We start from the raw sequence: 23105 nt of genomic DNA on the forward strand, positions 1-23105 counted from the left end.
CGCTACTTCAGCGCGGCTTCAGCCTTCAAGGCTTCCTGAACAGCCGGTCGCGCACCAACGCGCGCATGCCAAGCCATGACCGCCGGGTACGGCGACAAGTCGATGCCCAGCGGCTTGGCCCAGTTGGTGATGGTGAACAGGTAGCCGTCGGCCACGTTGAAGTGCTCACCCATCAGGTACTCCTTGCCTGCGAGCTCGCTCTCCAGCCATGTATAGCGCGACGCGAGCCGTGCCTTGACCACGGCTTTGTACTCGTCCGGCGTGGCCGGATTGAAGAGTGGGCTGAAGCCCTTGTGCATCTCCGTGCCGATGAAGTTCAACCACTCTTGCAGGCGGTAGCGCGGCATCGTGCCCGCAGCGGGCGCAAGGTTTTTCAGCGGGACCAAGTCGGCGATGTATTGCAGGATGGCCGGGCCCTCGCGCAGGCGCGTGCCATCGTCTAGTTCGAGCATGGGCACGTAGCCGAGCGGATTGATGCCGTAGTAGTCGGTGCCGTCTTGCAGCTTGTGGCTCTTGGTGCTGGCGAGCACGGGCTCGAACGCGAGGCCGGCCTCATGCAGGGCGATGTGCGGCGACAGCGAGCAGGCGCCGGGGGAGAAATACAGCTTCATGGAGTGCTCCGTTGGTTTCATTTGTGTCGACAAGATGGCGAATGCTAACGGGTCCATGGACTCCGGGTGAGGGTGCGGAGGATCTAGCCAGTGACCGCGTTTTTGTCCTACGGTCCCTCGCGGGCGCCGACTATTCGCTGCCGCTCGCGCCAACATTTAATCTTTGTTTCCCTGCGGGCGGTGGCCTGCTGCAAAGGAGTTTCCATGTTGAAGTACGCAATTGTTTTTGCCGTGATTTCGCTTATCGCCGGTGCTCTCGGCTTTGGTGGTGTGGCTGCCGGCGCCGCCGGCATTGCGAAGGTGCTGTTCGGCTTGTTCCTGATCCTGGCAGTTGTGTTCCTGGTACTCGCCGCACTGGGTGTGGGAGCTGTCCGAAAAGCGCTCGACTAGTTTTTCATTTTGGAGCTGTGCCGGGCTCGTCGAAGATCAGCTACGAGGCGACGGTGCATCGGGCCCAGGTCATTGCGGTCGCAGACTGAGCAGCCCGTGCTACCAATAGGATAGCGTTAGAGGCAAATGGCATCAGGCTTTTGCGATGCCTTGATTCGAGAGGCCTATAGGCAAAGGATGGTGCGAATGTCCGAGGCGGCGATTAAAATCGACGCCCCACTTTGCTGCAGCGCGTCAGAGTCGCGCCCCATTCATGCTGTACCCCGAAGAATTCGATGTGATCGTCGTCGGTGGCGGTCACGCCGGCACTGAAGCCGCGCTGGCTTCGGCGCGCATGGGCGCGCGCACATTGCTCCTGTCGCACAACATCGAAACCCTGGGCCAGATGAGCTGCAACCCGTCGATCGGCGGGATTGGCAAGGGCCACTTGGTCAAAGAGGTCGATGCGTTGGGCGGTGCGATGGCGCTGGCGACCGACGAATCAGGCATTCAATTTCGCATTCTTAATTCCAGCAAGGGCCCCGCCGTGCGGGCCACGCGGGCGCAGGCCGACCGGGTTTTGTACAAGGCCGCGATTCGGCATCGGCTCGAAAACCAACCGAACCTCTGGCTTTTTCAACAGGCCGTCGATGACCTGATCATCGAAGGTGACCGTGTGGTGGGCGCTGTCACGCAAGTGGGCATTGGCTTCCGCGCGCGCGCGGTGGTGCTGACGGCCGGAACCTTTCTCGACGGTCGCATTCATGTCGGCCTCGACAACTATCAGGCTGGACGCGCCGGTGACCCGCCCGCGATCAGCCTGTCGGCGCGGCTGAAGGAGCTCAAGCTGCCGCAGGGCCGCTTGAAGACCGGCACGCCGCCTCGACTCGACGGTCGAACGATTGATTTTTCGAAATGCACCGCGCAGCCCGGCGACGGCATGGAAGGCGGCACGGGTCCAATGCCGGTGTTCAGTTTCATGGGGCGTGCGGGAATGCATCCAGCGCAGATGGCCTGCTGGATTACGCACACCAACGCGCGCACCCACGACATCATCAGATCCGGATTCGATCGCAGCCCAATGTTCACCGGCAAGATCGATGGCATCGGCCCCCGTTATTGCCCGAGCGTCGAAGACAAGATCAATCGCTTTGCAGACAAGGAAAGCCACCAGATCTTTCTGGAACCAGAAGGTTTGACGACGAACGAGTACTACCCGAACGGGATCTCGACGAGCTTGCCTTTCGACATCCAGTATCAGCTGGTGCGGTCGATGGCCGGTTTGGAAAACGCGCACATTCTTCGACCTGGCTACGCCATCGAATATGACTACTTCGACCCACGTGAGCTCAAGGGCAATTTCGAGACACGTGCGGTGCGGGGGTTGTTCTTTGCGGGGCAGATTAACGGCACGACGGGTTACGAAGAGGCGGCTGCGCAGGGTCTTTTTGCGGGCGTGAATGCCGCGCTGCAATGCCGGGGCGACGATGCCTGGCTGCCGCGTCGTGACGAGGCCTACCTTGGCGTGCTTGTCGACGACTTGATCAGTAAGGGCGTGACCGAGCCTTACCGAATGTTCACCAGCCGAGCGGAGTTCAGGCTCCAACTTCGCGAGGACAACGCCGACATGCGTCTGACAGAGACTGGTCGCAAGCTCGGGTTGGTCGACGATGCGCGATGGGATGCTTTCAGCCGAAAACGTGATGTTGTTTCACGTGAAACAGAGCGGTTGAAATCGATCTGGATCAATCCGCGCAATCTTCCGTCGGCCGAGTCGGAGCGCGTCCTCGGGAAGGCGATCGATCACGAATACAACCTGGCTGATTTGCTTCGACGCCCTGATGTCAGCTATGCCTCGTTGATGTCGTTGAATGGTGGCAAGTACGTTGCGGATTTGCCTCTTGGTGAGACCGAGATAGAGCAGATTGAAATCTCCGCCAAATACTCGGGTTACATCGAACGTCAGCACGATGAAGTCGAGCGCGCGTCCCACTTCGAGAATCTGAAGCTGCCGGACGCATTCGACTACACCCAAGTGCCGGCGCTGAGCTTTGAGGTTCGGCAGAAATTGACGAAGCATCGGCCGGAGACTTTGGGGCTGGCTTCGCGCATTTCTGGTGTGACTCCGGCAGCGATTTCGTTGCTGCTCGTGCATCTGCGTAAGGGCGGACATCGCGCCTTTGCAGTGGATGCGTCGGGGCTCGGGGCCAGGCAGCCAGAGCCGCAGGCTGCCGAATGACCACTGTGCTCTCGGACGCTGCGCTGCGACGCGGCGCGGAGGCATTGAATGTTGAACTGACGGGCGCCCAATTGGCGCAGTTGGGAAACTACGGCGCGCTCCTGATGAAGTGGAGCAAGGTCTACAACCTGACGGCGGTGCGCGACCCGGCAGGCATCTTGACGCACCACTTGCTTGACAGCATGGCTGTCGTTCCCGCTCTTCGTCGCGAGTTGAAAAAAAGAGGATGGGAGAAGATCCGTCTTCTGGATGTGGGATCGGGCGCCGGCCTGCCAGGTGCCGTGATCGCGATCCTTTGCCCGAATGTCGATGTGACTTGTCTCGATGCCGTCGCCAAGAAGATCGCATTCGTTCAGCAAGCTGCGGCTGAACTCGAGTTGCCCAATCTCACAGGCCTGCATGCCCGCATCGAGGCAATGACAGATCCTTACGAGGTCGTCAGTTCACGCGCATTTGCCTCGCTCGGAGACTTTGTCGGTGGCTCAGCAAACGCCCTGCGGTCCGATGGGATCTGGCTTGCGATGAAGGGTCGAACGCCGGATGAAGAGATTAAAAATCTGCCTGTCGGGACGGTAGTGTTTCACGTGGAACAACTGGTTGTTCCCGGCCTGGACGCCGAGCGTTGCATCGTCTGGCTTCGGAAGGATTAGACAAATCATGTCGGCGGCGTTCTTCGTGACGTCCGAGACAGAAGGGCGTGTCCATGTCGATCACCCGCTCTTTCACCACGTTCCCCGGGCCCGAACGGGCCGGCAGCCCGGCTGCCCGCAATTGGGAAATGTCGAAGCCATGCGTACACTCGGGGTTTTCCTACAGCCCCCAATTCCATGTTCGGCATCGCTGACTACGGTGCGTTTGTCGCCGCCATAATCCTGTTTTTGCTGATCCCCGGCCCGGGCAATCTGGCATTGATCACGTCGACTGGCAAGGGCGGGATTCGAGGTGGTTTGGCTGCCACGCTGGGTGTGATCGCTGGCGACCAGATATTGATGTGGGCCGCTGTCGCTGGCGTCGCTGCTTTGCTCTCCGCATATCCGATGGCCTTTCATGCCGTCCAATGGCTGGGCGCTGCTTATCTCGCGTGGCTCGGTTTGAAGATGTTGCTTGCCAAGCCCGGCGCCGCGCCGATTCTCAACATCCGGCCGCGGCAGTTCTTTCGGCAGGCGATGGCGATCACGCTGTTGAACCCCAAAGCCATCGTCTTCTACATGGCGTTCTTCCCGCTGTTTGTCGATCCGGCGCAGCACCAAGGACTCACGACTTTCGGCGTGATGGCTGCGACGATCGCCGCGTTGACGCTCGCTTATGGACTCATCGCCACCTTGTTGACTTACTTTCTCGCCGAAAGGCTCCGTGCCAATCCGCGCGTGTCGTCGACGCTGGAAAAATTGGCGGGCGCTTTTCTGATCGGCTTCGGCGTCAAGCTGGCGCTGTCCCGCTAGCCGACCGAACAAGCACATGGCTAAAATTTTCTGCATTGCCAATCAAAAGGGCGGCGTCGGCAAGACGACCACCACAGTCAACCTGGCCGCCGGCCTGGCCAAAGTTGGTCAGCGAGTGCTCATGATCGACCTCGATCCCCAGGGCAACGCGACCATGGGGTCCGGCATCGACAAGCGACAGCTCGAACTGTCGGTGTACGACGTACTGCTTGAGTCGGCGACCGTGGCCGAAGCTCGCGTCAAAGCCGAGAAGCTGGAGGCGGCAGGTTGCGGATATGACATCCTGGGCGCCAATCGCGAGCTGGCCGGCGCAGAGGTGGAGATGGTCGCGCTCGACCGCCGGGAAAAGCGCCTGCGTACCGCGCTGGCTTCCGTCGGCGCCGAGTACGACTTCATCCTGATCGATTGCCCTCCCTCCCTCAGCCTGCTCACGCTCAACGGCCTGTGTGCGGCCCACGGCGTCATCGTGCCGATGCAATGTGAGTACTTCGCGCTCGAAGGTCTGACCGACTTGGTCAACACCATCAAGCAGGTACACGCCAACCTCAACAAGAACCTGCAGATCATCGGCTTGCTGCGAGTGATGTTCGATCCGCGCATCACGCTGCAGCAGCAGGTGAGTGATCAACTGAAGGCGCACTTCGGCGATAAGGTTTTCGACACGGTGATCCCGCGCAACGTGCGCCTCGCGGAGGCGCCGAGCTACGGGCTGCCTGGCGTGGTGTTCGACCCGTCAGCCAAAGGCAGCGTGGCCTTCGTCGCCTTCGCTAAAGAGCTGGTGGAAAAGATGCCGCCGGCCAGCGCACTGCAATCTCCGTCGGCACCCCCCGATGACGGGCCGGTCGTTGGGGTGAGTACAGCCAGCGCCGCAGGTGTGGCAGATAAAGCCTCCGGCGTGCAACCAGCGGTGCAGAACCACAATGGCGGCTAGTCCTGCGGACGGTACGGTCCTGCTGCTGCCGGGTTGGCAGAACAGCGACGCTGGTCATTGGCAAAGCCGCTGGGAAACGCTCTACGGCGACCGCCGGGTCGAGCAACACGAGTGGATGCATCCGCGCCGCGGCGACTGGTCCGCGCGCCTCGAAGAAGAAGTGCTGGCCGCGCCGAGCCGGGTGATCCTCGTTGCGCACAGCCTAGGCTGCATCCTCGTCGCCGCCTGGGCTGCGCACTCACGCAACACGCAGAAGGTGCATGCGGCGCTGCTCGTTGCGCCGGGCGACGTCGAGCGCGATGACCTGAGGCAGATGATCCCTGGCTGGGCGCCGATCGTGCGGCGGACCTTGCCTTTCAAGGCTCTGATGATCGCTGCCGACAACGACCCGTATTGCACCATCGACCGCTCCCGACACATGGCCGCCGACTGGGGAGTCCGCTTTGTCGATTCAGTGGACGCTGGCATCGGCGGTGAAGGCGGACATCTCAACAGCGAATCTGGCCTGGGTGATTGGCCCCAAGGGCGCGCCCTGCTCAACGAAATTTCGAAAGAAGAATAACGATCATGGTCACCAAAAAACTCAAAGGCCTTGGCCGCGGACTCGAAGCCTTGCTCGGCCCGACCGCATCTTCAGCCAGCGGTAGCCTCGACGGAAACGGCATTGCGCACAACCCGACCGTGCTGAGGCTCGATCAAATGGTGCCCGGCGTCTACCAGCCACGCACGCGCATGGACGAGGGCGCTCTGTACGAATTGGCCGAGAGCATCAAGGTTCAAGGCATCATGCAGCCGATCCTGGTGCGTCGGCTAGACGCCGAATCGGCAGACGCGAAGAACGCGGAATTCGAAATCATCGCAGGTGAACGTCGCTACCGCGCAGCCAAACTGGCTGGTCTCGACAGCGTGCCGGTGCTGGTGCGCGACGTGCCCAACGAAGCCGCGGCGGCGATGTCGCTGATCGAGAACATTCAGCGTGAAGACCTCAACCCGCTGGAAGAGGCTCAAGGCCTGCAGAGGCTGGTGGCTGAGTTTGGGCTCACTCACGAAGCTGCGGCGCAGGCTGTAGGCCGTTCAAGAAGCGCGGCGAGCAACTTGCTTCGCTTGCTTAATCTGGCCGAGCCGGCGCAGGCCATGCTGATGGCGGGCGACATCGACATGGGTCACGCGCGAGCTTTGCTGTCGCTCGATCGTGGCACGCAGATCACCGCGGCCAACCAGATCGCCGCAAAGAAGATGTCGGTTCGGGAAGCCGAAGCCCTGGTCAAAAAGCTGGCGGCCGAGTTCAGCCTGTCGCCTTCGCCGCGCCACGGCAGCGCAGCGGGCGAGAAGTCCCGCGACTTGCAGCGCGTCGAAGAAGAGCTGGCCGACCTGCTCACAGCCGAAGTCGAAGTCCGGCTCAAGAAGCGCACCAAGCGCGGCGGGCAAGTGGAGCAGAGCGGTGAGCTTGCGATCCACTTCGGCACGCTTGAGGCGCTGAATGGGTTGATCGATCGCCTACGTCGAATGGCATAGGAAAGGAAGCCAGCGCGCTGCTGGCCCTCATCGACAACCGCTCCGGCAAGGAGAAGATGAGCGAGCGAAATCTCTAGCGGAAGATTTTTCCTGGATTCATGATGTTCTTCGGGTCCAGCGCCCGTTTGATCGTCCGCATCATGTCCACCGCTCCCGCGCCCGCCTCGGTCACGAGAAAGTCCATCTTGTGCAGCCCGATGCCGTGTTCGCCGGTGCAGGTGCCTTCCAGTTCGATCGCGCGCATCACCAGTGCATGGTTCAGCGCCTCGGCCTTGGTGCGTTCTTCGGCATCGTTGGGGTCGATCAGATAGCCGAAGTGGAAGTTGCCGTCGCCGACGTGACCGACCAGAAAGTAGGGGATGCCGCTGGCGTCGACCTCGGCCACCGACTCGAGCAGGCAGTCGGCCAGCCGGGAGATCGGCACGCAGGTATCGGTCGAAATCGCCCGACAGCCTGGCCGCGACTGAATCGCCGCGAAGTAGCTGTTGTGACGTGCTGCCCAGAGGCGCGTGCGCTCTTCGGGCGTGCTGGCCCACTCGAAGGCGTTGCCGCCATGGCCGCTGGCCAGCTCTTGAACGGTTTCGGCCTGTTCCTTGACGCCGGCCGGCGAGCCGTGGAATTCCATCAGCAGCAACGGCTCTTCGCGCAGCGTGAGTTTCGAGTACGCGTTGACCATGCGCACCGTGTTCACGTCGATCAGTTCGACCCGCGCGATCGGAACGCCCAGCTGGATGATCTCAATGGTCGTGCGCACAGCCGCCTCGATGCTCGGAAACGAGCAGATCGCCGCTGACACCGCCTCGGGCAACGGATAGATCCGCAGCGTGATTTCGGTGATGACCCCAAGGGTGCCTTCGCTGCCGACCATCAGGCGGGTGAGGTCGTAGCCTGCCGATGATTTCTTGGCGCGCGTGCCGGTGCGAATGACTTCGCCACCGGCCGTGACCACTTCGAGCGCCAGCACGTTCTCGCGCATCGTGCCGTAGCGGACCGCGTTGGTGCCGCTGGCGCGGGTGGCGGTCATGCCGCCGATCGATGCGTCGGCGCCCGGGTCGATGGGAAAGAAAAGGCCGGTGCTCTTGATCTCTTCGTTGAGCGCCTTGCGCGTGACGCCCGGCTGCACCGTCACCGTCAGGTCGTCGGCGTTGATCGAGAGCACCTTGTTCATGCGCGACACGTCGATGCTGATGCCACCCTGCACGGCGAGCAGATGGCCTTCGAGCGACGAGCCGACGCCGAACGGAATGACCGGCACGCTGTATTCGCTCGCGAGCGTGACTGCGTCGGCGACGTCCTGCGTCGATTCGGCGAACACCACGGCCGACGGCGGCGGCGCCTCGAACGACGACTCGTCGCGCCCATGCTGCGTGCGCACGGCCAGCGCCGTGGAACAGTTGGTGCCGAAGCGCGCCTTCAACGCGTCGATCAATGCGTCGGGTGTGTTGCGCAACGCCAATTCAGGCGTCAGATGGGCGAGGGCGGTGGGTGCGTTCATGGATGTCTCCGGAGGCGGTCTACCATTCTAAGAACCTACCGCCAAACTCCACAGCAGAAAGACACCACCATGGGCAACCGCCTGACGCAGATCGCGACCCGCACCGGCGACGACGGCACCACCGGCCTGGGCGATAACACGCGCGTGCCCAAAGACCACTTGCGCGTACACGCCATGGGCGACGTCGACGAGCTGAATTCGCAGATCGGCGTGCTGCTGTGCGAGCCGATGCCGGACAAAGTGCGCGAACTGCTGGTCGACATCCAGCACCAGCTCTTCAACCTGGGCGGCGAGCTTTCGATGCCGGGCTACACGCTGCTGAAGCCGGAGGCGCTGCTGCAGATCGACAACGCGCTGGCCGAGCACAACGCGGCGTTGCCACGATTGGCGGAGTTCATCTTGCCGGCGGGCACGCGCGCGGCCTCGCTTGCGCATGTGTGCCGCACAGTCGCGCGGCGCGCCGAGCGTGCGGTCGTTTCACTGGGTGCGGCAACCGAGATCAACGATGCGCTGCGGCAGTACCTGAATCGGCTCAGCGACCTGCTCTTCGTGCTGTCGCGGGTCTTGAACCGAATGGATGGCGGCGACGATGTCTACTGGAAGAGCGAGCGGATGGCGCGTGCGGCGGCGGATGGCGCAGCCGAAGATGGTGCGCCGACGGCCTAGCTTCTTGACGCAGCCGCAGGATCTCAGCCATGCCGGCCTCGCGCAGCCGTGAGCCGATGCATGCGAACACCGTCTTGCACGCGCTGTCGGTCACGCTCACCGTCGGCGCTGCTCCGGGCGAGTTGTCGACGTCGAGGGTAACGCTGTAGCCCTTCAGTGGGTACACCGGCAGGTAGGCGCCAAGCTGGCGCCCAAACCGCGCCGAGGCGCTTCCCAGGGCCATCACGAAGGCATCTGCCTGCACCGGGCCTCCGGCGGCTTGCACAGCCTGCACGCGGCCCCCGCGATTTGCCGGTGGCAGAGAAGTCGATGTCGGCCGGCAGCTCGGCGCGCACGCTGTCGAACACGGCGCGGCTCGCTGCGGCCATCGGGGCATTGCGGGCAGCCAGGGACGCGAGGCCCCAACGCCGCTGCTGCGAATCGAGTTTCGGCCGCAGCTTCAGCGGCGACGAAGGCGAGAACAACAAGTGCGGCAACTGTCGCCAGATCGACGGATCGGCCAGCGCCGCCACATACGAGTAGCTCAGCTGCGCGCCGTTGCCGGCACTTGCGCCTCCTTTGTTCTGGAAAATGCCGATGCGCTCGACCTCGCGAGCTTGGCTAATGATGAGCTGCGACGCAGTGCGGATCTGGCGTGTGCGGTGCATGGGACATGTTGGCACCCGCCTTGCGTACTGCCGAGCTCTTTCCAAGTTTCTTGTTCGTTCAGTTCTCCAAAGAGGTCTCCATGAAACTTTCTGCCCTCACGACCGCTGTGCTGGCCGTTGCCGCCGCACTTGCCGCTTGCACCGGCGCGCATGCTGCCGACACGCTTGCGAAGATTGCCGCAGCCAACAAGATGACTGTGGCCTACCGCGAATCGTCGGTGCCTTTCAGCTACCTCGACGGTCCTGAGAAACCCGTCGGTTTCTCGGTCGAGCTGACGAACGCCATCGTCGCAGCGGTCAAGCAAAAACTGGGCAAGCCGAATCTGGAAGTCGGACTGATGGCGGTGACGTCACAAAACCGTATCCCGCTCATCACCAACGGCACGCTCGATCTGGAGTGCGGCTCCACCACCAACAACTCGGCGCGCGCCAAGGACGTCGCCTTTGCCATCAACCATTTCTATACCGGCACGCGGCTGCTCGTGAAGAAGGGCGCAGGCATCAAGGACTACCCGGACCTCAAGGGCAAGAAGGTCGCCATCACGACCGGCACGACCAACGTTCAGGTCGTGCGCAAATACAGCACCGACAAGAACCTCGACATCGACATCGTGATGGGCAAGGACCATTCCGATTCGTTGCTGCTGTTGGAGAGCGATCGCGCCACGGCCTTCGCGATGGACGACATCCTGCTGTACGGGTTGAAGTCGAACTCCAAAACCCCGGCCGACCTCGAAGTCGTCGGCGAAGCGCTGCAGGTCGAGCCGTACGCCTGCATGCTGCCCAAGGACGATCCGCAGTACAAGGCGCTGGTCGACGGTGTCATCACCGGCTTGATGAAGTCGGGCCAGTTCGACAAGCTCTACGACAAGTGGTTCATGCAGCCCATCGCGCCGAAGAACCTGCCCATCGGGCTTCCGATGAGCAAGGAACTGAAGGACAACATCATGACGCCGAGCGACAAGCCGGCGACTTGACCGCGATCAGGGGTGATGGCGAGGTTGGACGGTTACGCGGCTGTACCTGACGCGCGTCTGATCCGGGTGCGGGCGACAAATGAGTCGAAGACACTGAATGCCCGTCGCTTAAACATGAAGGAGTTTCAAATGAACAAGCCCAGCACCGGCATTCTCGCCGGCGCTCTCGCGGCGCCGGCGGCGGTCACTTTGTGCTCGCCGCCATCGCGACCGGGCTGATCGCGCAGATCATCTCGAATCAGGAGTCGCAGCGGTGTGCGGGCAGTAGACCGTATCCACTTCAAGCTGCGCTAATCGGCGACAGCAGCCGGCGCCATCTGCGCGCAGACGTTCTTGCCGGTGATCGTCAGCCGGAGGCCGCCACCCTGCCACTCGAGCCAGTTGAGAGCGACGTAGGCTTCGATGTCGTCGACGTCGATCTGGTCGGCGTGCCGCTCACGGAGCATGGCGACAGTTGCCGGCAAAGCCAGCCTGAGACGGTCGCGCCGGATGGTTTCAGCAGAAACGAAATCCTTCGGGGCAACTAGAGGGCGGCGCAGTGGCATGACGATCCATTTCGGGAGCAGTACTGTGTACCAATGTACGCTTGCCTTAGCGGCTGCCGCGGACTTATTTGGCGCTGCACTGTCCGCAGCGCGGCACTGTGCCAATGGGCCCACAGATCCTGTGATTCCATGTGACCTCTCGCGGTGCTCATCGTCTTTCTTCCCGCAGGTAAGGCTCGCCCAATGCACCGGGTTCGCCATCGTTGGTCCCACCGCCCTCGTCACTCTTTTGTGCAACCGCGACCCAGATCATCACGGCGAGCGTGATGGCGTACGGCGTCATCGACACGAAGTACTGCGGCAGCTGCACGCCGGCCGCGGCGAGCTGCGGAATCAACGCCTCGATGCAGCCGAACAGCACCGCGCCAGCCAACGCTTTCCATGGCGACCAGCGCGCGAAGATCACGAGGCCGACTGCGATCCAGCCGCGCCCACCGGTCATGCCGGCGATCCAGAGCTTGGTGCTCACGACAGAGATGTAGGCGCCCGCTAACCCGACCAGCGCCGCCCCAGCGAGTACCGCAGCGAAGCGCCATGCCCCGACGCTGATGCCGGCCGCATCGGCCGCCTGCGGGTTCTCGCCGACCGCGCGCATGCGCAGTCCGGCGCTGGTGCGCGTTAGGTACCAGACCACCGCGATGAAGATCGGCAGCGTGAGGTACACGACGATGTTCTGCGTGAAGAGCCGGCCCACCAGCGGCAGCTCCGACAACGGCCACAACGGCAGCGCACTGAAGCTGGTCACCGCCACATTGGTCCAGCCGAACAGCGTGCCGACGAGACTGGTCAAGCCCTGGCAAAAGAAGACCAGTGCCAGCCCGGCGATGACCTGGTTCACGCGCAGCAGGATGGTCATGACGGCGAACAGGATCGACACCGCGCTCGCCGCCAGCATCGCAATGACGAGCGAAAGAGCGGGATGCCCGAAAGCGATCTGCGCGCCGATGCCGGCCAGCGCACCGACCAGCATCAAGCCTTCGGCGCCGAGCGACAGCACGCCCGATCGCTCGGTGAGAATGAGCCCGAGTGCGGCCAACGCATACGGCACTGCAAAGTCCGGCGCGTTGCCTAACCAATTGGTAGCGATCGCAAAAGCGCTCATCGAACGCGCCGTATCCGGTGCCGGATGAAGAAGTCCGACGAAGCCACGCAGATCACCACGATCGCCTGGATCAGCTGCACCATCGAGAACGGGATTTGATAGAACACCTGCAGGTTGCGCCCCGCCACGAAGAGCGCTGCGACCAGCACCGCAACCACCGTCGCAGCCAACGGATTGTTGCGCGCGAGGAAGGCGATCAGGATGCCGGAGAAGCCGTAGCCCGCGTAGAAGGCCTGCGTCAGCCGGCCCTCCTGTCCCGCCACCACCACGAACCCCGCGATGCCCGACAGCGCACCCGACACCAGCACCGCCGACAGGATCATCCGGCGCACCGGCACGCCCACCGCCTCGGCCATGCGCGGGTTGGCATAGACGAAGCGCAGGTACAGCCCCGCACGGCTGATGCCGACGAACCACCACGCCAGCACGGCAACGATCAGCGCGAGGCCGATCGCCGCGGTGCTCACATTCCCGAACCATTCGGGCAACCGCTCGAAGGCGCGGAACTGCGGCGAATACGGGAACGAATCCTTCGGGTCTTTCCATGCGCCGTAGACGAGGTGCAGCAGGAAGTAGCCGGCGATGTAGTTGAGCATCAGCGTCGAGATGATTTCGTTGACGCCGAGCTTCAGCTTGAGCAGCGCGGGTGCCACTGCCCACGAGAGCCCGAGCCCGATCGCCATGAGCAGCATCAGCGGCAGGCGCAGGGCCGGCGGCCCGAGGTCGAAGAACGAGATGGCCGTCGCACCGATGGCGCCCCAGATCATTTGCCCTTCGAGCCCGAGGTTCCAGAAGCGCGCACGAAACGACATTGAGGCCGCGATGCCGACGAGGATCATCGGCGCCGCCTGGAACAGCACCGCCATCAGACTTTGCTTGTCGAACAGCGTCTGCAGCACGAACTCGTTGAGCAGCTCGTTCGCGGGCACGCCCGCCGCGACCAGTATGGCCGCGGAGATGCCCATGCCGATGGCGAGCGATACGACGAGGATCGCGGCCTGCGGCAGCCATCCCATCTGCTGCCGGATCTCCAATGCGAAGCGCCGGCTTGCGAACGGCTGCCGTGCCACGGTCGTGGCGATCGATCCGTCCACCGTGAGCTCAGCCATGGTCGACCATCGCCTGTCCCACGGCTTGCCGATCGGCCGGCTGATCGAACTCCGCCACGATGCGCCCGCGCGTCATCACACCGACGCGATCGGCCAGCGCCAGCACTTCGTCCAGGTCTTCACTGATGAGCAGCACCGCTGCGCCGGCATCGCGCGCGGCCAGCAGCCGCGCATGCACCTCGGCACCGGCGCGCACGTCGAGCCCGCGGCTCGGGCTGTGCGCCAGCACGACGCGTGGCGTACGGCCGAACTCGCGCGCCAGCACCAGCTTCTGCGCGTTGCCACCCGAAAGCAATGCCGCCTTCTGGTCCAGGTTGCGCACGCCCTGCACGTCGAACTGTTCCACGGCGGCCTTCGCATCGGCTTGAAGCTGCGTGGTGTCGAGCCGCCACGGCGAGCCGTAGCGCCCGCCATGCACCTGGCCGATGCCGAAGTTCTCCGCCACCGACAAGGCGCCGGCCAATGCGAGCCCATAGCGATCGGCCGGGATGGCGGCGAACTGCAACGCGCGCCGTTGCGAGTTCGAGGCGGCCTTCAAGTCGCCGAAATCCTCCAGCGTGATGTCGCCATCGATCGTCGAGTCGAGTCCTATCAACGCGGCGGCGAGTTCGCTTTGACCGTTGCCGCCGACGCCGGCCAGACCGTAGATCTCGCCGGCGTGCAGCGTGAGGTCGACACCATCGAGGGCGGGCCGCGCATCACCGACGACCTTGGCCGCAGCCGTGCGCAAGCCGCGCACGGTAAGCCGCGCCGCACCGGCCTGCGAGCGCTGCGGTCGCAAGGTCGAGTGCGCGATCGAGTCGCCGACGGTGAGCTGCACCAGCTCGGCCACCGCGGTCTGCTTCGGGTCGACGGTCTTCACCGTGCGTCCACCGCGCATCACCGTCACGCGGTCGGCATAGCGCCTCACGTCGGCCATCTTGTGCGTCACCAGCACGACGGCAGAACCGCTGCGCGCCAGCGCCTGCACCGTCGACAGCAAGCGTTCGGCTTCGCGGTCGGTCAGCACCGCGGTCGGCTCGTCGAGGATCAGGATGCGGGCGCCCGCGAGCAGCACTTTCAGGATCTCGACGCGCTGCTGTTCGGCGATCGACAGCCGCTCCGTGCGTTGCCGCGGATCGATGGCGAATCCGAGCTCGTCGGCCTTGGCGCGGATCTGCGCTTCGAGCACGCCGAGCCGCTTGCGATGACTGCCTTCACCCGATGCGAGCGGATGCCCGAGCAGGATGTTCTCGGCCACGGTGAAAGGCTTCACCAGCTTGAAGTGCTGGTGCACCATGCCGATGTGATGCCGCGCTGCATCGCGTGGGCCGTCGAGCCGCACCGCGTTGTCGTCGACCAGCAGCTGGCCCGACTCCGGCGCATAGAGGCCGGCCGCGATGTTCATCAGCGACGACTTGCCCGCGCCGTTCTCGCCGAGCAGCGCATGCACCTCGCCCCAGCGCGCGCTGAAGTCCGCGTCGATCAGCGCCTTGAAACCGTCGAACGATTTGCAGATGCCAGTGAGCTGCAGCGCGGTCGCCATGACGCTGAATGTCCCGCGCTTACTTTTGCGTGACCACGCCCTTGACGTACCAGTCCATCTTCCACAGGTCGGCATCCGACAGCGTGCCGCCCGCAGCCACGCGCTCCTTGCCGTCGCGGTCTTTCAGCGGGCCGGCGTAGATCTGCTTGCCCTTGAGGATCGCGTCGCGCTCGGCGGTGATGATCGCGGCCTTGTCCTTGGGTACGCCGGCACCGAAGCCCGCGATGTCGGTGCCGCCGTCCTTCATCTCGATGAAGGCGCCGTATTGCGAAGGCGTCCAGTTGCCGGCCATGATCTTCTTCAGCTCGGACGTCAGGAACTTGTCCCAGACCCAGACCGACGAGCACAGCGTGGCCTTGGGCGCGAACTGGCGCAGATCACGATGGTGGCCGGTGCCGTACACGCCGCGCTCCTGCGCGACGATCTGCGGTGTCGGCGAATCGACGTGCTGGCCGATGACGTCGGCACCCTGGTCGATCAACGCCATGGCGGCCGCGCGCTCCTTCACCGGGTCGTTCCATGCGCCGGTGTAGATCACGTTGACGGTGGCGTTCGGGTTCATCTTTTGCGCACCGAGCGCAAAGGCGTTGACGGTCCAGTTCACCACGCCGAAGGGGTTGGCCGCCACGAAGCCGAGCTTGCCCGACTTGGATGCCGCGCCGGCCGCCATGCCGCACAGGTACTGGCTCTCGTAGGTGCGGCCGTAGAACGATTCGAGGTTGCTGCCGTTGGTGGTGCCCGAGCCGTTGAGGAACGCGACGTCCGGGTACTTGGCAGCCAGTTCCTTGAAGGTGTCGGAGTAGCCGAAGGCGGTGCCGATGATGATGTTCGCGCCGCGCGAAATGAAGCGCTCGGCCGCCGGCTTGATGGCCGACGCGTCTTCGGGCACGTTCTCGACGAACTGGATCTTCTTGCCGGTCGCAGCCTCGACCTTGATGCGCGCCTCGTCGAAAGCCTGCGTCCAGCCGCCGTCGTTCTTGGGGCCGAAATAGATCATCGCGATCTTCGGCTCGCCCTTGAGCGTGAAGCCGTCGGCCATGGCCGGCGCGACGAGAACGGTGCAGGCGGTCAGCGCCACGAGGGCGTACGGGGCGGTGTTGCGGAACATGGTCAGGCCTTTGGTGGTGAGCGTTGAAGACATCGAGAAGAGAAGAAGGGGACAGTCGCCGAGGCCGCGTCACATCATGAAGTTGATGCGGAAGACATTGCCTTCCGGGTCGAGCAGCACCGACTGGTACCAGTTGTAGTAAGTGACGTAAGGCGCCTTGATCAGCGTCGCGCCAGCGGCCACTGCGATCGGCACCATGCGGTCGACATCGGCCTGGCTGTCGACATCGATGTTGAGCAGGAACTTGACGCCGCGCGTGTCGGAGAACTCGGCTAGGTGCAGCAGCTCGTACGCTTCGAGCGCGTTGAAGCCGAGGCTCGATTTGCCGGTGTCGAGCCCACGAAAAATCGGCGAGCGAATCGCCTCGATTTCAGGGAAGCCGAAGACGCGTTGATAGAAGCCGCTGAGCGCGAGAACGTCTTTCGCAAAGACGTTGACGTAGGAAAGATGGGCCATCGAAACGTGCGCCTCAGGCCGCGACCTTGGTGCCGCCGAAGGTCGTCTGTTTCACGAACTTCGACATCAGGTGGTCGCCTGAAGAAATGGGCGCGTACGTCGGCTTGTCGCCGGGTGCCAGACAACTCGGCAGGCACTCGACCATCGCGTCGTAGTTGGGCTGGTGAAAGAACACCAGCGACTGGCGGCGGTTGGTGCTGGCTGCCTCGAAAGGCGGGTTGATCACGCGGTGCATGGTCGACACCCACTGGTCGTTGGTCCACTGCATCATCAAGTCGGCGATGTTGACGACGAGGCCACCTTCGACCTGGGGCACGTCGACCCACTGGCCGGCCTTGTTGAGCACCTGCAGTCCCTTGTCGTCGGGCAGCACCACTGTCAGGCTGCCGTAGTCGCTGTGCGCACCGGCACGCAACTGGCCCGGCAACGGGGCTTCTTTCTGTGGCGGGTAGCTCAGCACGCGGAACATGCTGATGTGTTCGTCGATCTTGTCGTCGAAAAAACGCTCCGGCAGCTTCAGGCCCAGCGCGAAGATACGCATCAGCGAGCGCGAGAGCTCGCTCATCGCCTCGAAGTATTCCTCGTAGGCCTCGCGAAAGCCCGGGATGTCGGGCCAGCTGTTGGGCTCGAAGTGCGGGCCGGCCGCCTTGCCGCGGTGGTACTCGTCGTCCGGCACGTTCGACGGACCGACCGAGAACGACTCCTTCAAGTCGCCGGGTGTCGTTTCTTCCAGGCTGTACGACAAACCTTCTTCGCCGACCGCGCTGTAGCCGCGCACCGCGTCTTCGCGCGGCCGGTCGACGCGGCGCTTGTCGGCCAGAGGCAACGCGAAAAACTGGCGCGACAGCTCGGACACGCGTGCGATCAATTCGGGCGAAATGCCGTGGTGCGTGATGACCAGAAAGCCGATGCTGCGCGAAGCCTCGTCGACCTTGCGCGCGACCTCGGCGCGGCCTTGTTCGGTGCCCTCGAAGTAGGGCGCGAGATCGATGATGGGTACGGTCAGCAGGGTCATGGGTCGAATCCTTTTGAACAGCGCGAACCGGTGCGCTGCAGCGGCAGTGACATGCAACGTTTGTGCCAGTTGGACCAAATGGACAAATGCGGCAGACTGGCCCGCGTCATGCAAGCAGCACGGCATGCAGAAACAAGAAAGCAACAGCCCATGCCGAAGACATCCGGAGGAGCGGTGAAGGCGGCCAATGCCAAGATGGCCAAGACGGCCAAGACGGCCAAGACGGCCAAGCTCGTCAAGTCGGCACCCGCCACCAAGCCGTCGCAGCGCGGGCAAGCGCTGCGCACACCCGGCGTGCGCAGCGTGGCCGCGGTGAATCGCCGGCTGCGCCAGATCGAAGACAAGCGCAGCGTGATCCTTGCTGCCGCATTGGGGTTGTTCTCGCGCTTTGGCCTGCATGGCACCAGCGTCGATCAGGTGGCAGCGCGGGCCGACGTCTCCAAGAGCAATCTGCTCTATTACTTCGCCAACAAGGAAGAGCTGTACGTGAGCGTGTTGCGCGAACTGCTCGCCGTATGGCTCGAACCCTTGCGCGGTTTCAGCGCCGAGCAAGACCCGCGTGAAGCCATCGGCCACTACATCCGACGCAAGCTGGTGATCTCGCGCGACCAGCCCGACGCATCGCGGCTGTTCTGCCTCGAGATGATTCAGGGCGCACCGTTATTGCGCGACGAACTGGGGCGTGAACTGCGCGATCTGGTCGACCGCAAATCGGAGGTCATCAGGGAATGGGTCGCGGCCGGCAAGCTGGCGCCTGTCGACCCGCATCACCTGATCTTCGCGCTGTGGGCGACCACGCAGCACTACGCCGATTTCGGCGTGCAGGTGCAGGCCATCACCGGTCGCACGCTCGAGGATCCGGCGTTCTTCGAAGATACGGTGGAGAGCGTGCAGCGCATCGTGCTGCAGGGCATCCTGTCGGCCGCGAAGAACTGAACGGACGCGAAATCGGACTCGGCCTTTTGTCCCGAGCCGGCTCAGTGCGCCGGTGGCGTCACGATGTCGTGATAGCGACGATCGAAGTAGATGAGCCCATGCGCCGCTTCGCCCATCGCCACTGCCACGACCTCGCAGAACAGCACGTCGTGCGTGCCGACGCTGGTGCTGCTGGTGACGCGGCAGTCGAAGGACACGGAGGCGCCTTCGAGCACCGGCGAACCGGTGGCGCCTCGCTCCCACTGCGAGCCGGCAAAACGTTCGTCCATCGGCGTCTTGCCACCAAAGACACTTGAGAGCGCGCGCTGTCCCGCGCCCAGCACGTTGACGCACAGCACGCCATTAGCCCGGAAGGCCGGGTACACCGAGGCGGTGCGATTGAGGCAGATGAGCAGGGTCGGCGGCTCGTCCGTCACGCTGCACACCGCCGATGCGGTGAACCCCGCGCGGCCTGCAGGGCCATCGGTGGTGATGATGTTCACCGCTGCGCCGAGCCGTGACATCGCATTGCGAAAGTCGCTGCGCTCGAGTGCCGCCTCGCGCTCGGACGGTGCTGGCAGCTCAGACAAGGGCACGGGCACGGGCATGGTCGTGCAAGGCATGACGTCAGGCCAGCACGCAGGCTTCGTCGAACGCCAGGCGCGGCAAGCGGCCGAACACCTTGCTCGCATCACCGTGACCGAGGTTGATCAGCAGGTTGACCGACCAGCTCGTGCCTTCGAAGAACGCGGCGTCGACCACGGCCTTGTCGAAGCCCGACATCGGACCGCAGTCGAGCCCGAGCGCACGCGCTGCCAACAAAAAGTAGCCGGCCTGCATCGAGGCATTGCGGAACGCGGTCTCGTGCGCGGCTTCGGCGCTGCCGGTGAACCAGGCGCGCGCATCGGCGTGCGGAAACAGGGCAGGGAGCTTGTCGTAGAAAAGCCTGTCCCACGCACAGATCACCGTGACCGGTGCGCTCATCGTCTTGTCATGGTTGGCTTTGGACAACGCCGGCGAGAGCTTTGCCTTGCCTTCGGGCGTGCGCACGAACACGAAGCGCGCTGGCGAGCAGTTGGCCGAAGTCGGCGCCATGCGGGTCAGGTCGTAGACGCTCCTCAGCAACTCGTCGGACACGGGTGCGTCGGTCCAGCCGTTGTGGCTGCGGGCGTCGGTGAAGAGGGTGGCCAGTGCGGCGGGGTCGAGGGTCTGTGTCATTTGCGTTGTCCGCTGAAAGTAGCGTCAGGTTGGTTATGCGTTGGCTGTTCTTGCTGCTGCGTTTGTTGCGCGAGGAACTTCAGCAGCACCGGATTGAAGGCGTCGGCTTCGGTCACGTTGTGCGCGTGGCCGCCATGTACGACGCGCTCCATCGTCGCGTTCGGCAAGCCATCGGCCAGCCGCTGCGAGCAGGTCCACGGCACGAGTACGTCGTCGGTAGCGGTCGCGACCAGGGTCGGTACGCCGATGTCACCCAGCCGCGCATCCACATCGAATGCGCGCAACGCGCCGATGCGCGCCAGCAGGTTGGCGTCGCCCGGAAAGTTGTCGTAAGCGTGATCGACTTCGGCGGCCACGTGCTCGGCATGCGCCGCGCTCCATGCGGCCGGGTACAAAAAGATCGGCTGCGCTTCGACATAGGCGCGTCGGCCCGAGCCGGCGAGCAAGGCGATGCGGGCATCGAAACAACGCGCTGAATGTGGGTTCGGCTTCGACCACGCATTGATGAGCACCAGACTGGCGACACGCCCTGGCGCATCGAGTGCCAGCTGCAAGCCGACAAGCCCGCCGAGCGCATGCCCGACGAGGTGACAGCGTGCCGTGCCGCTGGCATCCAGCACCTCGACCACGTCGCGTGCCATGTCGGCGATGGCGTAGTCGTTGGGCAGCACACCGGGGCTGCGGTGGGTGCCGCGCTGGTCGTACACCACCACCCGCCAGCCGGCGGCGACCAGGCCGGGCAACTGCGGACGCCAGAAGCCAGCCGAACCGCCGAGGCCGGACGACATCAACACGCTGGGTGCGCCCGAGTCGACGCCGTGGACTTGGAAGTGCAAAGTCATTTCAGGGGCATGGAAAATTATGTGAGCCGGACTGCAGTCAGGGCTTGCCGACGTGCGCGATGGACGCGATCTCGATCAGCGCCTCCGGCTTGACCAGGCCGCACTGGATGCAATAGCGCGCCGGCTTCACGCCCGGAAAGTACTCGGCGTAGACCGCATTGACCTTGGCGTAGTCGGCCCAGTCCTTGATCATGATCATGTTGAAGGTGACGTCGTCCATCGTGCCGCCGGCCGTCGTGATCACGCTCTTGATGGTCTCCAGCACATGGCGCGTTTGCAGCGTGGCGTCGCCCACGTGGACCACGTTGTTGTCCTTGTCGAAGGGCAGCGTGCCCGACACGTAGACGATGCCGTCGGCCATGGTGCCGGGCACGAAAGGCGCGATCGGCGTGGTGGTGCCGGGCGGGATGATGGCTTGCTTGGGCATGGATGCTCCTGGGAATAAGTCGGATCTAAGGCACTCTCAGGCGCTGACGGTCTTGCAGAAATCTTCGACGGTGGACACCCAGCCGAAGAAGGTCTCGACGTTGTAGACCGTCGCCTTCTGGATCGCCGCGCCGCCGAGTTCGTGCGTTGCGTCTTCCAGCATCACGCTGAAGTATTCGAGGTGGAAGGCGTCGCGCAAGGTCGACTCGACGCACACGTTGGTCGCGATGCCGGTAAACACCAGATTGCGAATGCCGCGAGCCCGCAGCGTGCTGTCGAGCGTGCTGTTGAAGAAGCCGCTGTAGCGTGTCTTGGGGATGACGATGTCGCCGGCCTGCGGCTTCATCGCGTCGATGAGCTCGTAGTCCCAGCCGCCTTTTGCAAGGAACTTGCCTTGCAGCTCTGGCCTCTTGCGCATGGTCTTGAGCGCGTTCGATTTGTACCAGTTGGGCGAGCCCGGACCCCCGGCTTCGACGTAGTCCGCATCCCAGCCGTTCTGCAAGAACACGACGAGGATGCCGGCCGCGCGTGCCGCCTCGAGGGTGCGTGCGATGTTGGCGATGGTGCCCTGCGCGCCCGAGATGTCGAAGCCCGCCGAGTCGACGTAGCCGCCGAGCGACGCATAGGCGTTCTGCATGTCGACCACGATGAGTGCCGAGTTGGCCGCGTGCAGCGCGACCGGTTCGGGCCGCGCGGGCAGCACCAGCGGTGCCGGTGCGCCGGGGAGGCTCGGCACGCCGACCGGCGTGGTCGACGTGATCGTGGTGTTCTTCGGGGCGGCGGTGGTCATGGCGATGTCCTTCGGATCCTGGGCGATGCAGTGGCGGCGCAATTCAATTCAAGCAGCGATCGCTTCACGCTGCACCGCGGAGGGAACCGGCGTATCGACGCCGATGCGGCTCTTCATCAGCGGCTGAATGCGCTGGCCGAAGGCCTCGATGCCTTCGACGAAATAGTCGAAGGTCAGCAGCACGCCTTCGGTGCCGGGCACTTCCGCCATCTCGTCGAGCATGCGCGCGACGGTGGCGTACGAGCCGACCAAAGTGCCCATGTTGAGATTTACCGCCGAGGTCGGATCGGCCATCTGGCGCACGTTGGTGTCGGCGCCCGATTTGGTGTCGGCGGCGCCCTGCACGCCGAGCCATTGGATCGCGCCCTGGTCGGCGCCGGCCTTGTAGTGTTCCCACTTGGCACGCGCCGCGTCGTCGGTTTCGTCCGCGATGATCATGATGAGCACATAGGTCGTCACGTTGCGGCCGGTCTTGGCGGCCGCGTCGATCAGTTTCTGCGCCGAAGGTGCGAACGCTTTGGGCGTGTTCACGCCTTTGCCGAAGCAGAAGTTGTAGTCGGCATGCGCGGCCGAGAATTCCATGCCGGCGTCGCTCTGGCCGGCGCAGATCACCTTCATGTCGGCTTGTGGCTGCGGGCTCAGGCGGCAGTCGTCCATCTTGAAGTGGTCGCCCTTGAAGTCGGACTGCCCGGTGGTCCACAGCTCGCGCAGCACCTGGATGTACTCGGACAGGTACTGGTAGCGCGTCGCGAAGAATTCGTCGCCCGGCCACATGCCCATCTGTGAATATTCCGGCTTCTGCCAGCCGGTGATCAGGTTCACGCCGAAGCGCCCGCCCGAGATCGAATCGATGGTCGACGCCATGCGCGCGACGATAGCGGGCGGCATCACCAGCGATGCGGCGGTGGCGAAAAGCTTGATCTTGGTGGTCACCGCGGCCAACCCGGCCATGAGTGTGAACGACTCCAGGTTGTGGTCCCAAAACTCGGTCTTGCCGCCGAAGCCGCGCAGCTTGATCATCGACAGCACGAAGTCCAGGCCGTAGTGTTCGGCCTTGAGGGTGACCTCTTTGTTGAGCGCGAAGCTCGGCTTGTACTGGGGTGCGTTCTCGGACAACAACCAGCCGTTGTTGCCGATGGGAATGAAGATGCCGACTTTCATT

At 63.7% G+C, this 23105-nt stretch carries 26 protein-coding genes; 10 read left to right on the plus strand and 16 right to left on the minus strand.

Annotation, left to right across the window (positions count from 1 at the left end):
• Positions 1-2: 2 nt before the first annotated feature.
• Positions 3-611: a glutathione transferase GstA gene (gene gstA / locus H7F36_RS05780; protein ID WP_187053782.1), complete on the minus strand. Its 609-nt coding sequence runs from the start codon at positions 609-611 to the stop codon at positions 3-5.
• Positions 612-815: 204 nt separating this feature from the next.
• Here gstA and H7F36_RS05785 point away from each other — a divergent pair, with 204 nt between their 5' ends.
• The 7 genes from H7F36_RS05785 to H7F36_RS05815 all read left to right on the plus strand — a co-directional run bounded on the left by H7F36_RS05785 (position 816) and on the right by H7F36_RS05815 (position 7107).
• Positions 816-1001 (plus strand): DUF1328 family protein, encoded by a 186-nt coding sequence (locus H7F36_RS05785; protein WP_187053783.1) that lies wholly within the window; start codon positions 816-818, stop codon positions 999-1001.
• A 253-nt stretch (positions 1002-1254) separates the two neighbouring features.
• Complete coding sequence (mnmG, locus tag H7F36_RS05790; protein WP_187053784.1) at positions 1255-3219, plus strand: tRNA uridine-5-carboxymethylaminomethyl(34) synthesis enzyme MnmG; 1965 nt, start codon at positions 1255-1257, stop codon at positions 3217-3219.
• On the plus strand, positions 3216-3869 hold the full coding sequence (gene rsmG / locus H7F36_RS05795; RefSeq protein ID WP_187053785.1) for a 16S rRNA (guanine(527)-N(7))-methyltransferase RsmG: 654 nt from the start codon (positions 3216-3218) through the stop codon (positions 3867-3869). The genes mnmG and rsmG overlap by 4 nt, the downstream gene beginning before the upstream one ends.
• Before the next feature lie 177 nt (positions 3870-4046).
• The gene (locus H7F36_RS05800) at positions 4047-4661 is read left to right on the plus strand and encodes a LysE family transporter (protein WP_187053786.1); all 615 of its coding nucleotides are present in this window, start codon (positions 4047-4049) and stop codon (positions 4659-4661) included.
• 16 nt (positions 4662-4677) lie between these two features.
• Positions 4678-5592 (plus strand): ParA family protein, encoded by a 915-nt coding sequence (locus tag H7F36_RS05805; protein ID WP_261802511.1) that lies wholly within the window; start codon positions 4678-4680, stop codon positions 5590-5592.
• Positions 5582-6154 (plus strand): RBBP9/YdeN family alpha/beta hydrolase, encoded by a 573-nt coding sequence (locus H7F36_RS05810; RefSeq protein ID WP_187053787.1) that lies wholly within the window; start codon positions 5582-5584, stop codon positions 6152-6154. The genes H7F36_RS05805 and H7F36_RS05810 overlap by 11 nt, the downstream gene beginning before the upstream one ends.
• A gap of 5 nt (positions 6155-6159) precedes the next feature.
• On the plus strand, positions 6160-7107 hold the full coding sequence (locus H7F36_RS05815; protein ID WP_187053788.1) for a ParB/RepB/Spo0J family partition protein: 948 nt from the start codon (positions 6160-6162) through the stop codon (positions 7105-7107).
• A gap of 73 nt (positions 7108-7180) precedes the next feature.
• Here the strand turns inward: H7F36_RS05815 and H7F36_RS05820 are convergent, their stop codons facing one another.
• The gene (locus H7F36_RS05820; RefSeq protein ID WP_187053789.1) at positions 7181-8602 is read right to left on the minus strand and encodes an FAD-binding oxidoreductase; all 1422 of its coding nucleotides are present in this window, start codon (positions 8600-8602) and stop codon (positions 7181-7183) included.
• Between the two features lie 69 nt (positions 8603-8671).
• On the opposite strand from H7F36_RS05820, the gene H7F36_RS05825 reads away from it, so the two are divergent.
• Positions 8672-9268: a cob(I)yrinic acid a,c-diamide adenosyltransferase gene (locus tag H7F36_RS05825; protein ID WP_187053790.1), complete on the plus strand. Its 597-nt coding sequence runs from the start codon at positions 8672-8674 to the stop codon at positions 9266-9268.
• A 23-nt stretch (positions 9269-9291) separates the two neighbouring features.
• On the opposite strand, the gene H7F36_RS05830 is transcribed toward H7F36_RS05825, so the two are convergent.
• Positions 9292-9915 carry a hypothetical protein gene (locus H7F36_RS05830; RefSeq protein ID WP_410003068.1) on the minus strand — a complete coding sequence of 208 codons (624 nt, stop codon included), beginning with the start codon at positions 9913-9915 and terminating at the stop codon, positions 9292-9294.
• 80 nt (positions 9916-9995) lie between these two features.
• Between H7F36_RS05830 and H7F36_RS05835 the strand changes: the two genes are divergently transcribed.
• Entirely contained in the window at positions 9996-10892 is an 897-nt protein-coding gene (locus H7F36_RS05835; protein WP_187053791.1) for a transporter substrate-binding domain-containing protein, read from the plus strand.
• A gap of 290 nt (positions 10893-11182) precedes the next feature.
• Here H7F36_RS05835 and H7F36_RS05840 read toward each other — a convergent pair whose 3' ends face one another.
• The 7 genes from H7F36_RS05840 to H7F36_RS05870 all read right to left on the minus strand — a co-directional run bounded on the left by H7F36_RS05840 (position 11183) and on the right by H7F36_RS05870 (position 17752).
• Entirely contained in the window at positions 11183-11437 is a 255-nt protein-coding gene (locus H7F36_RS05840) for a hypothetical protein (RefSeq protein WP_187053792.1), read from the minus strand.
• A gap of 148 nt (positions 11438-11585) precedes the next feature.
• The gene (locus H7F36_RS05845; RefSeq protein ID WP_187053793.1) at positions 11586-12539 is read right to left on the minus strand and encodes an ABC transporter permease; all 954 of its coding nucleotides are present in this window, start codon (positions 12537-12539) and stop codon (positions 11586-11588) included.
• The gene (locus H7F36_RS05850) at positions 12536-13648 is read right to left on the minus strand and encodes an ABC transporter permease (protein WP_187053794.1); all 1113 of its coding nucleotides are present in this window, start codon (positions 13646-13648) and stop codon (positions 12536-12538) included. The genes H7F36_RS05845 and H7F36_RS05850 overlap by 4 nt, the downstream gene beginning before the upstream one ends.
• Complete coding sequence (locus tag H7F36_RS05855) at positions 13641-15173, minus strand: ABC transporter ATP-binding protein (RefSeq protein WP_187053795.1); 1533 nt, start codon at positions 15171-15173, stop codon at positions 13641-13643. The genes H7F36_RS05850 and H7F36_RS05855 overlap by 8 nt, the downstream gene beginning before the upstream one ends.
• A 19-nt stretch (positions 15174-15192) precedes the next feature.
• Positions 15193-16281, minus strand: coding sequence for a BMP family ABC transporter substrate-binding protein (locus H7F36_RS05860; RefSeq protein ID WP_187054819.1), 1089 nt, complete (start codon positions 16279-16281; stop codon positions 15193-15195).
• A 69-nt stretch (positions 16282-16350) separates the two neighbouring features.
• Positions 16351-16737, minus strand: a complete 387-nt coding sequence (locus H7F36_RS05865) for a VOC family protein (protein WP_187053796.1) — start codon at positions 16735-16737, stop codon at positions 16351-16353.
• Positions 16738-16750: 13 nt separating this feature from the next.
• The gene (locus H7F36_RS05870; RefSeq protein ID WP_187053797.1) at positions 16751-17752 is read right to left on the minus strand and encodes an isopenicillin N synthase family dioxygenase; all 1002 of its coding nucleotides are present in this window, start codon (positions 17750-17752) and stop codon (positions 16751-16753) included.
• A gap of 150 nt (positions 17753-17902) precedes the next feature.
• Between H7F36_RS05870 and rutR the strand changes: the two genes are divergently transcribed.
• A complete protein-coding gene (rutR, locus tag H7F36_RS05875) occupies positions 17903-18688 on the plus strand; it encodes an HTH-type transcriptional regulator RutR (RefSeq protein WP_261802512.1) in 786 nt (261 codons plus the stop codon).
• A 41-nt stretch (positions 18689-18729) separates the two neighbouring features.
• Here rutR and rutF read toward each other — a convergent pair whose 3' ends face one another.
• The 6 genes from rutF to rutA all read right to left on the minus strand — a co-directional run bounded on the left by rutF (position 18730) and on the right by rutA (position 23104).
• The gene (gene rutF / locus H7F36_RS05880) at positions 18730-19191 is read right to left on the minus strand and encodes an NADH-dependent FMN reductase RutF (RefSeq protein ID WP_261802616.1); all 462 of its coding nucleotides are present in this window, start codon (positions 19189-19191) and stop codon (positions 18730-18732) included.
• A 103-nt stretch (positions 19192-19294) separates the two neighbouring features.
• Positions 19295-19885: a malonic semialdehyde reductase gene (locus H7F36_RS05885; RefSeq protein WP_187053799.1), complete on the minus strand. Its 591-nt coding sequence runs from the start codon at positions 19883-19885 to the stop codon at positions 19295-19297.
• Positions 19882-20727 (minus strand): pyrimidine utilization protein D, encoded by an 846-nt coding sequence (gene rutD / locus H7F36_RS05890; protein ID WP_222620439.1) that lies wholly within the window; start codon positions 20725-20727, stop codon positions 19882-19884. Before rutD ends, H7F36_RS05885 begins: the two co-directional genes overlap by 4 nt.
• Positions 20728-20764: 37 nt before the next feature.
• Entirely contained in the window at positions 20765-21154 is a 390-nt protein-coding gene (gene rutC, locus H7F36_RS05895) for a pyrimidine utilization protein C (RefSeq protein WP_187053800.1), read from the minus strand.
• Positions 21155-21190: 36 nt separating this feature from the next.
• Positions 21191-21943 carry a pyrimidine utilization protein B gene (gene rutB / locus H7F36_RS05900; protein ID WP_187053801.1) on the minus strand — a complete coding sequence of 251 codons (753 nt, stop codon included), beginning with the start codon at positions 21941-21943 and terminating at the stop codon, positions 21191-21193.
• 48 nt (positions 21944-21991) lie between these two features.
• On the minus strand, positions 21992-23104 hold the full coding sequence (gene rutA / locus H7F36_RS05905; RefSeq protein ID WP_187053802.1) for a pyrimidine utilization protein A: 1113 nt from the start codon (positions 23102-23104) through the stop codon (positions 21992-21994).
• Between the last annotated feature and the right edge of the window lies 1 nt (position 23105).

The organism is Variovorax sp. PAMC28562 (assembly GCF_014303735.1).
In the GTDB taxonomy this organism is placed as follows: domain Bacteria; phylum Pseudomonadota; class Gammaproteobacteria; order Burkholderiales; family Burkholderiaceae_C; genus Variovorax.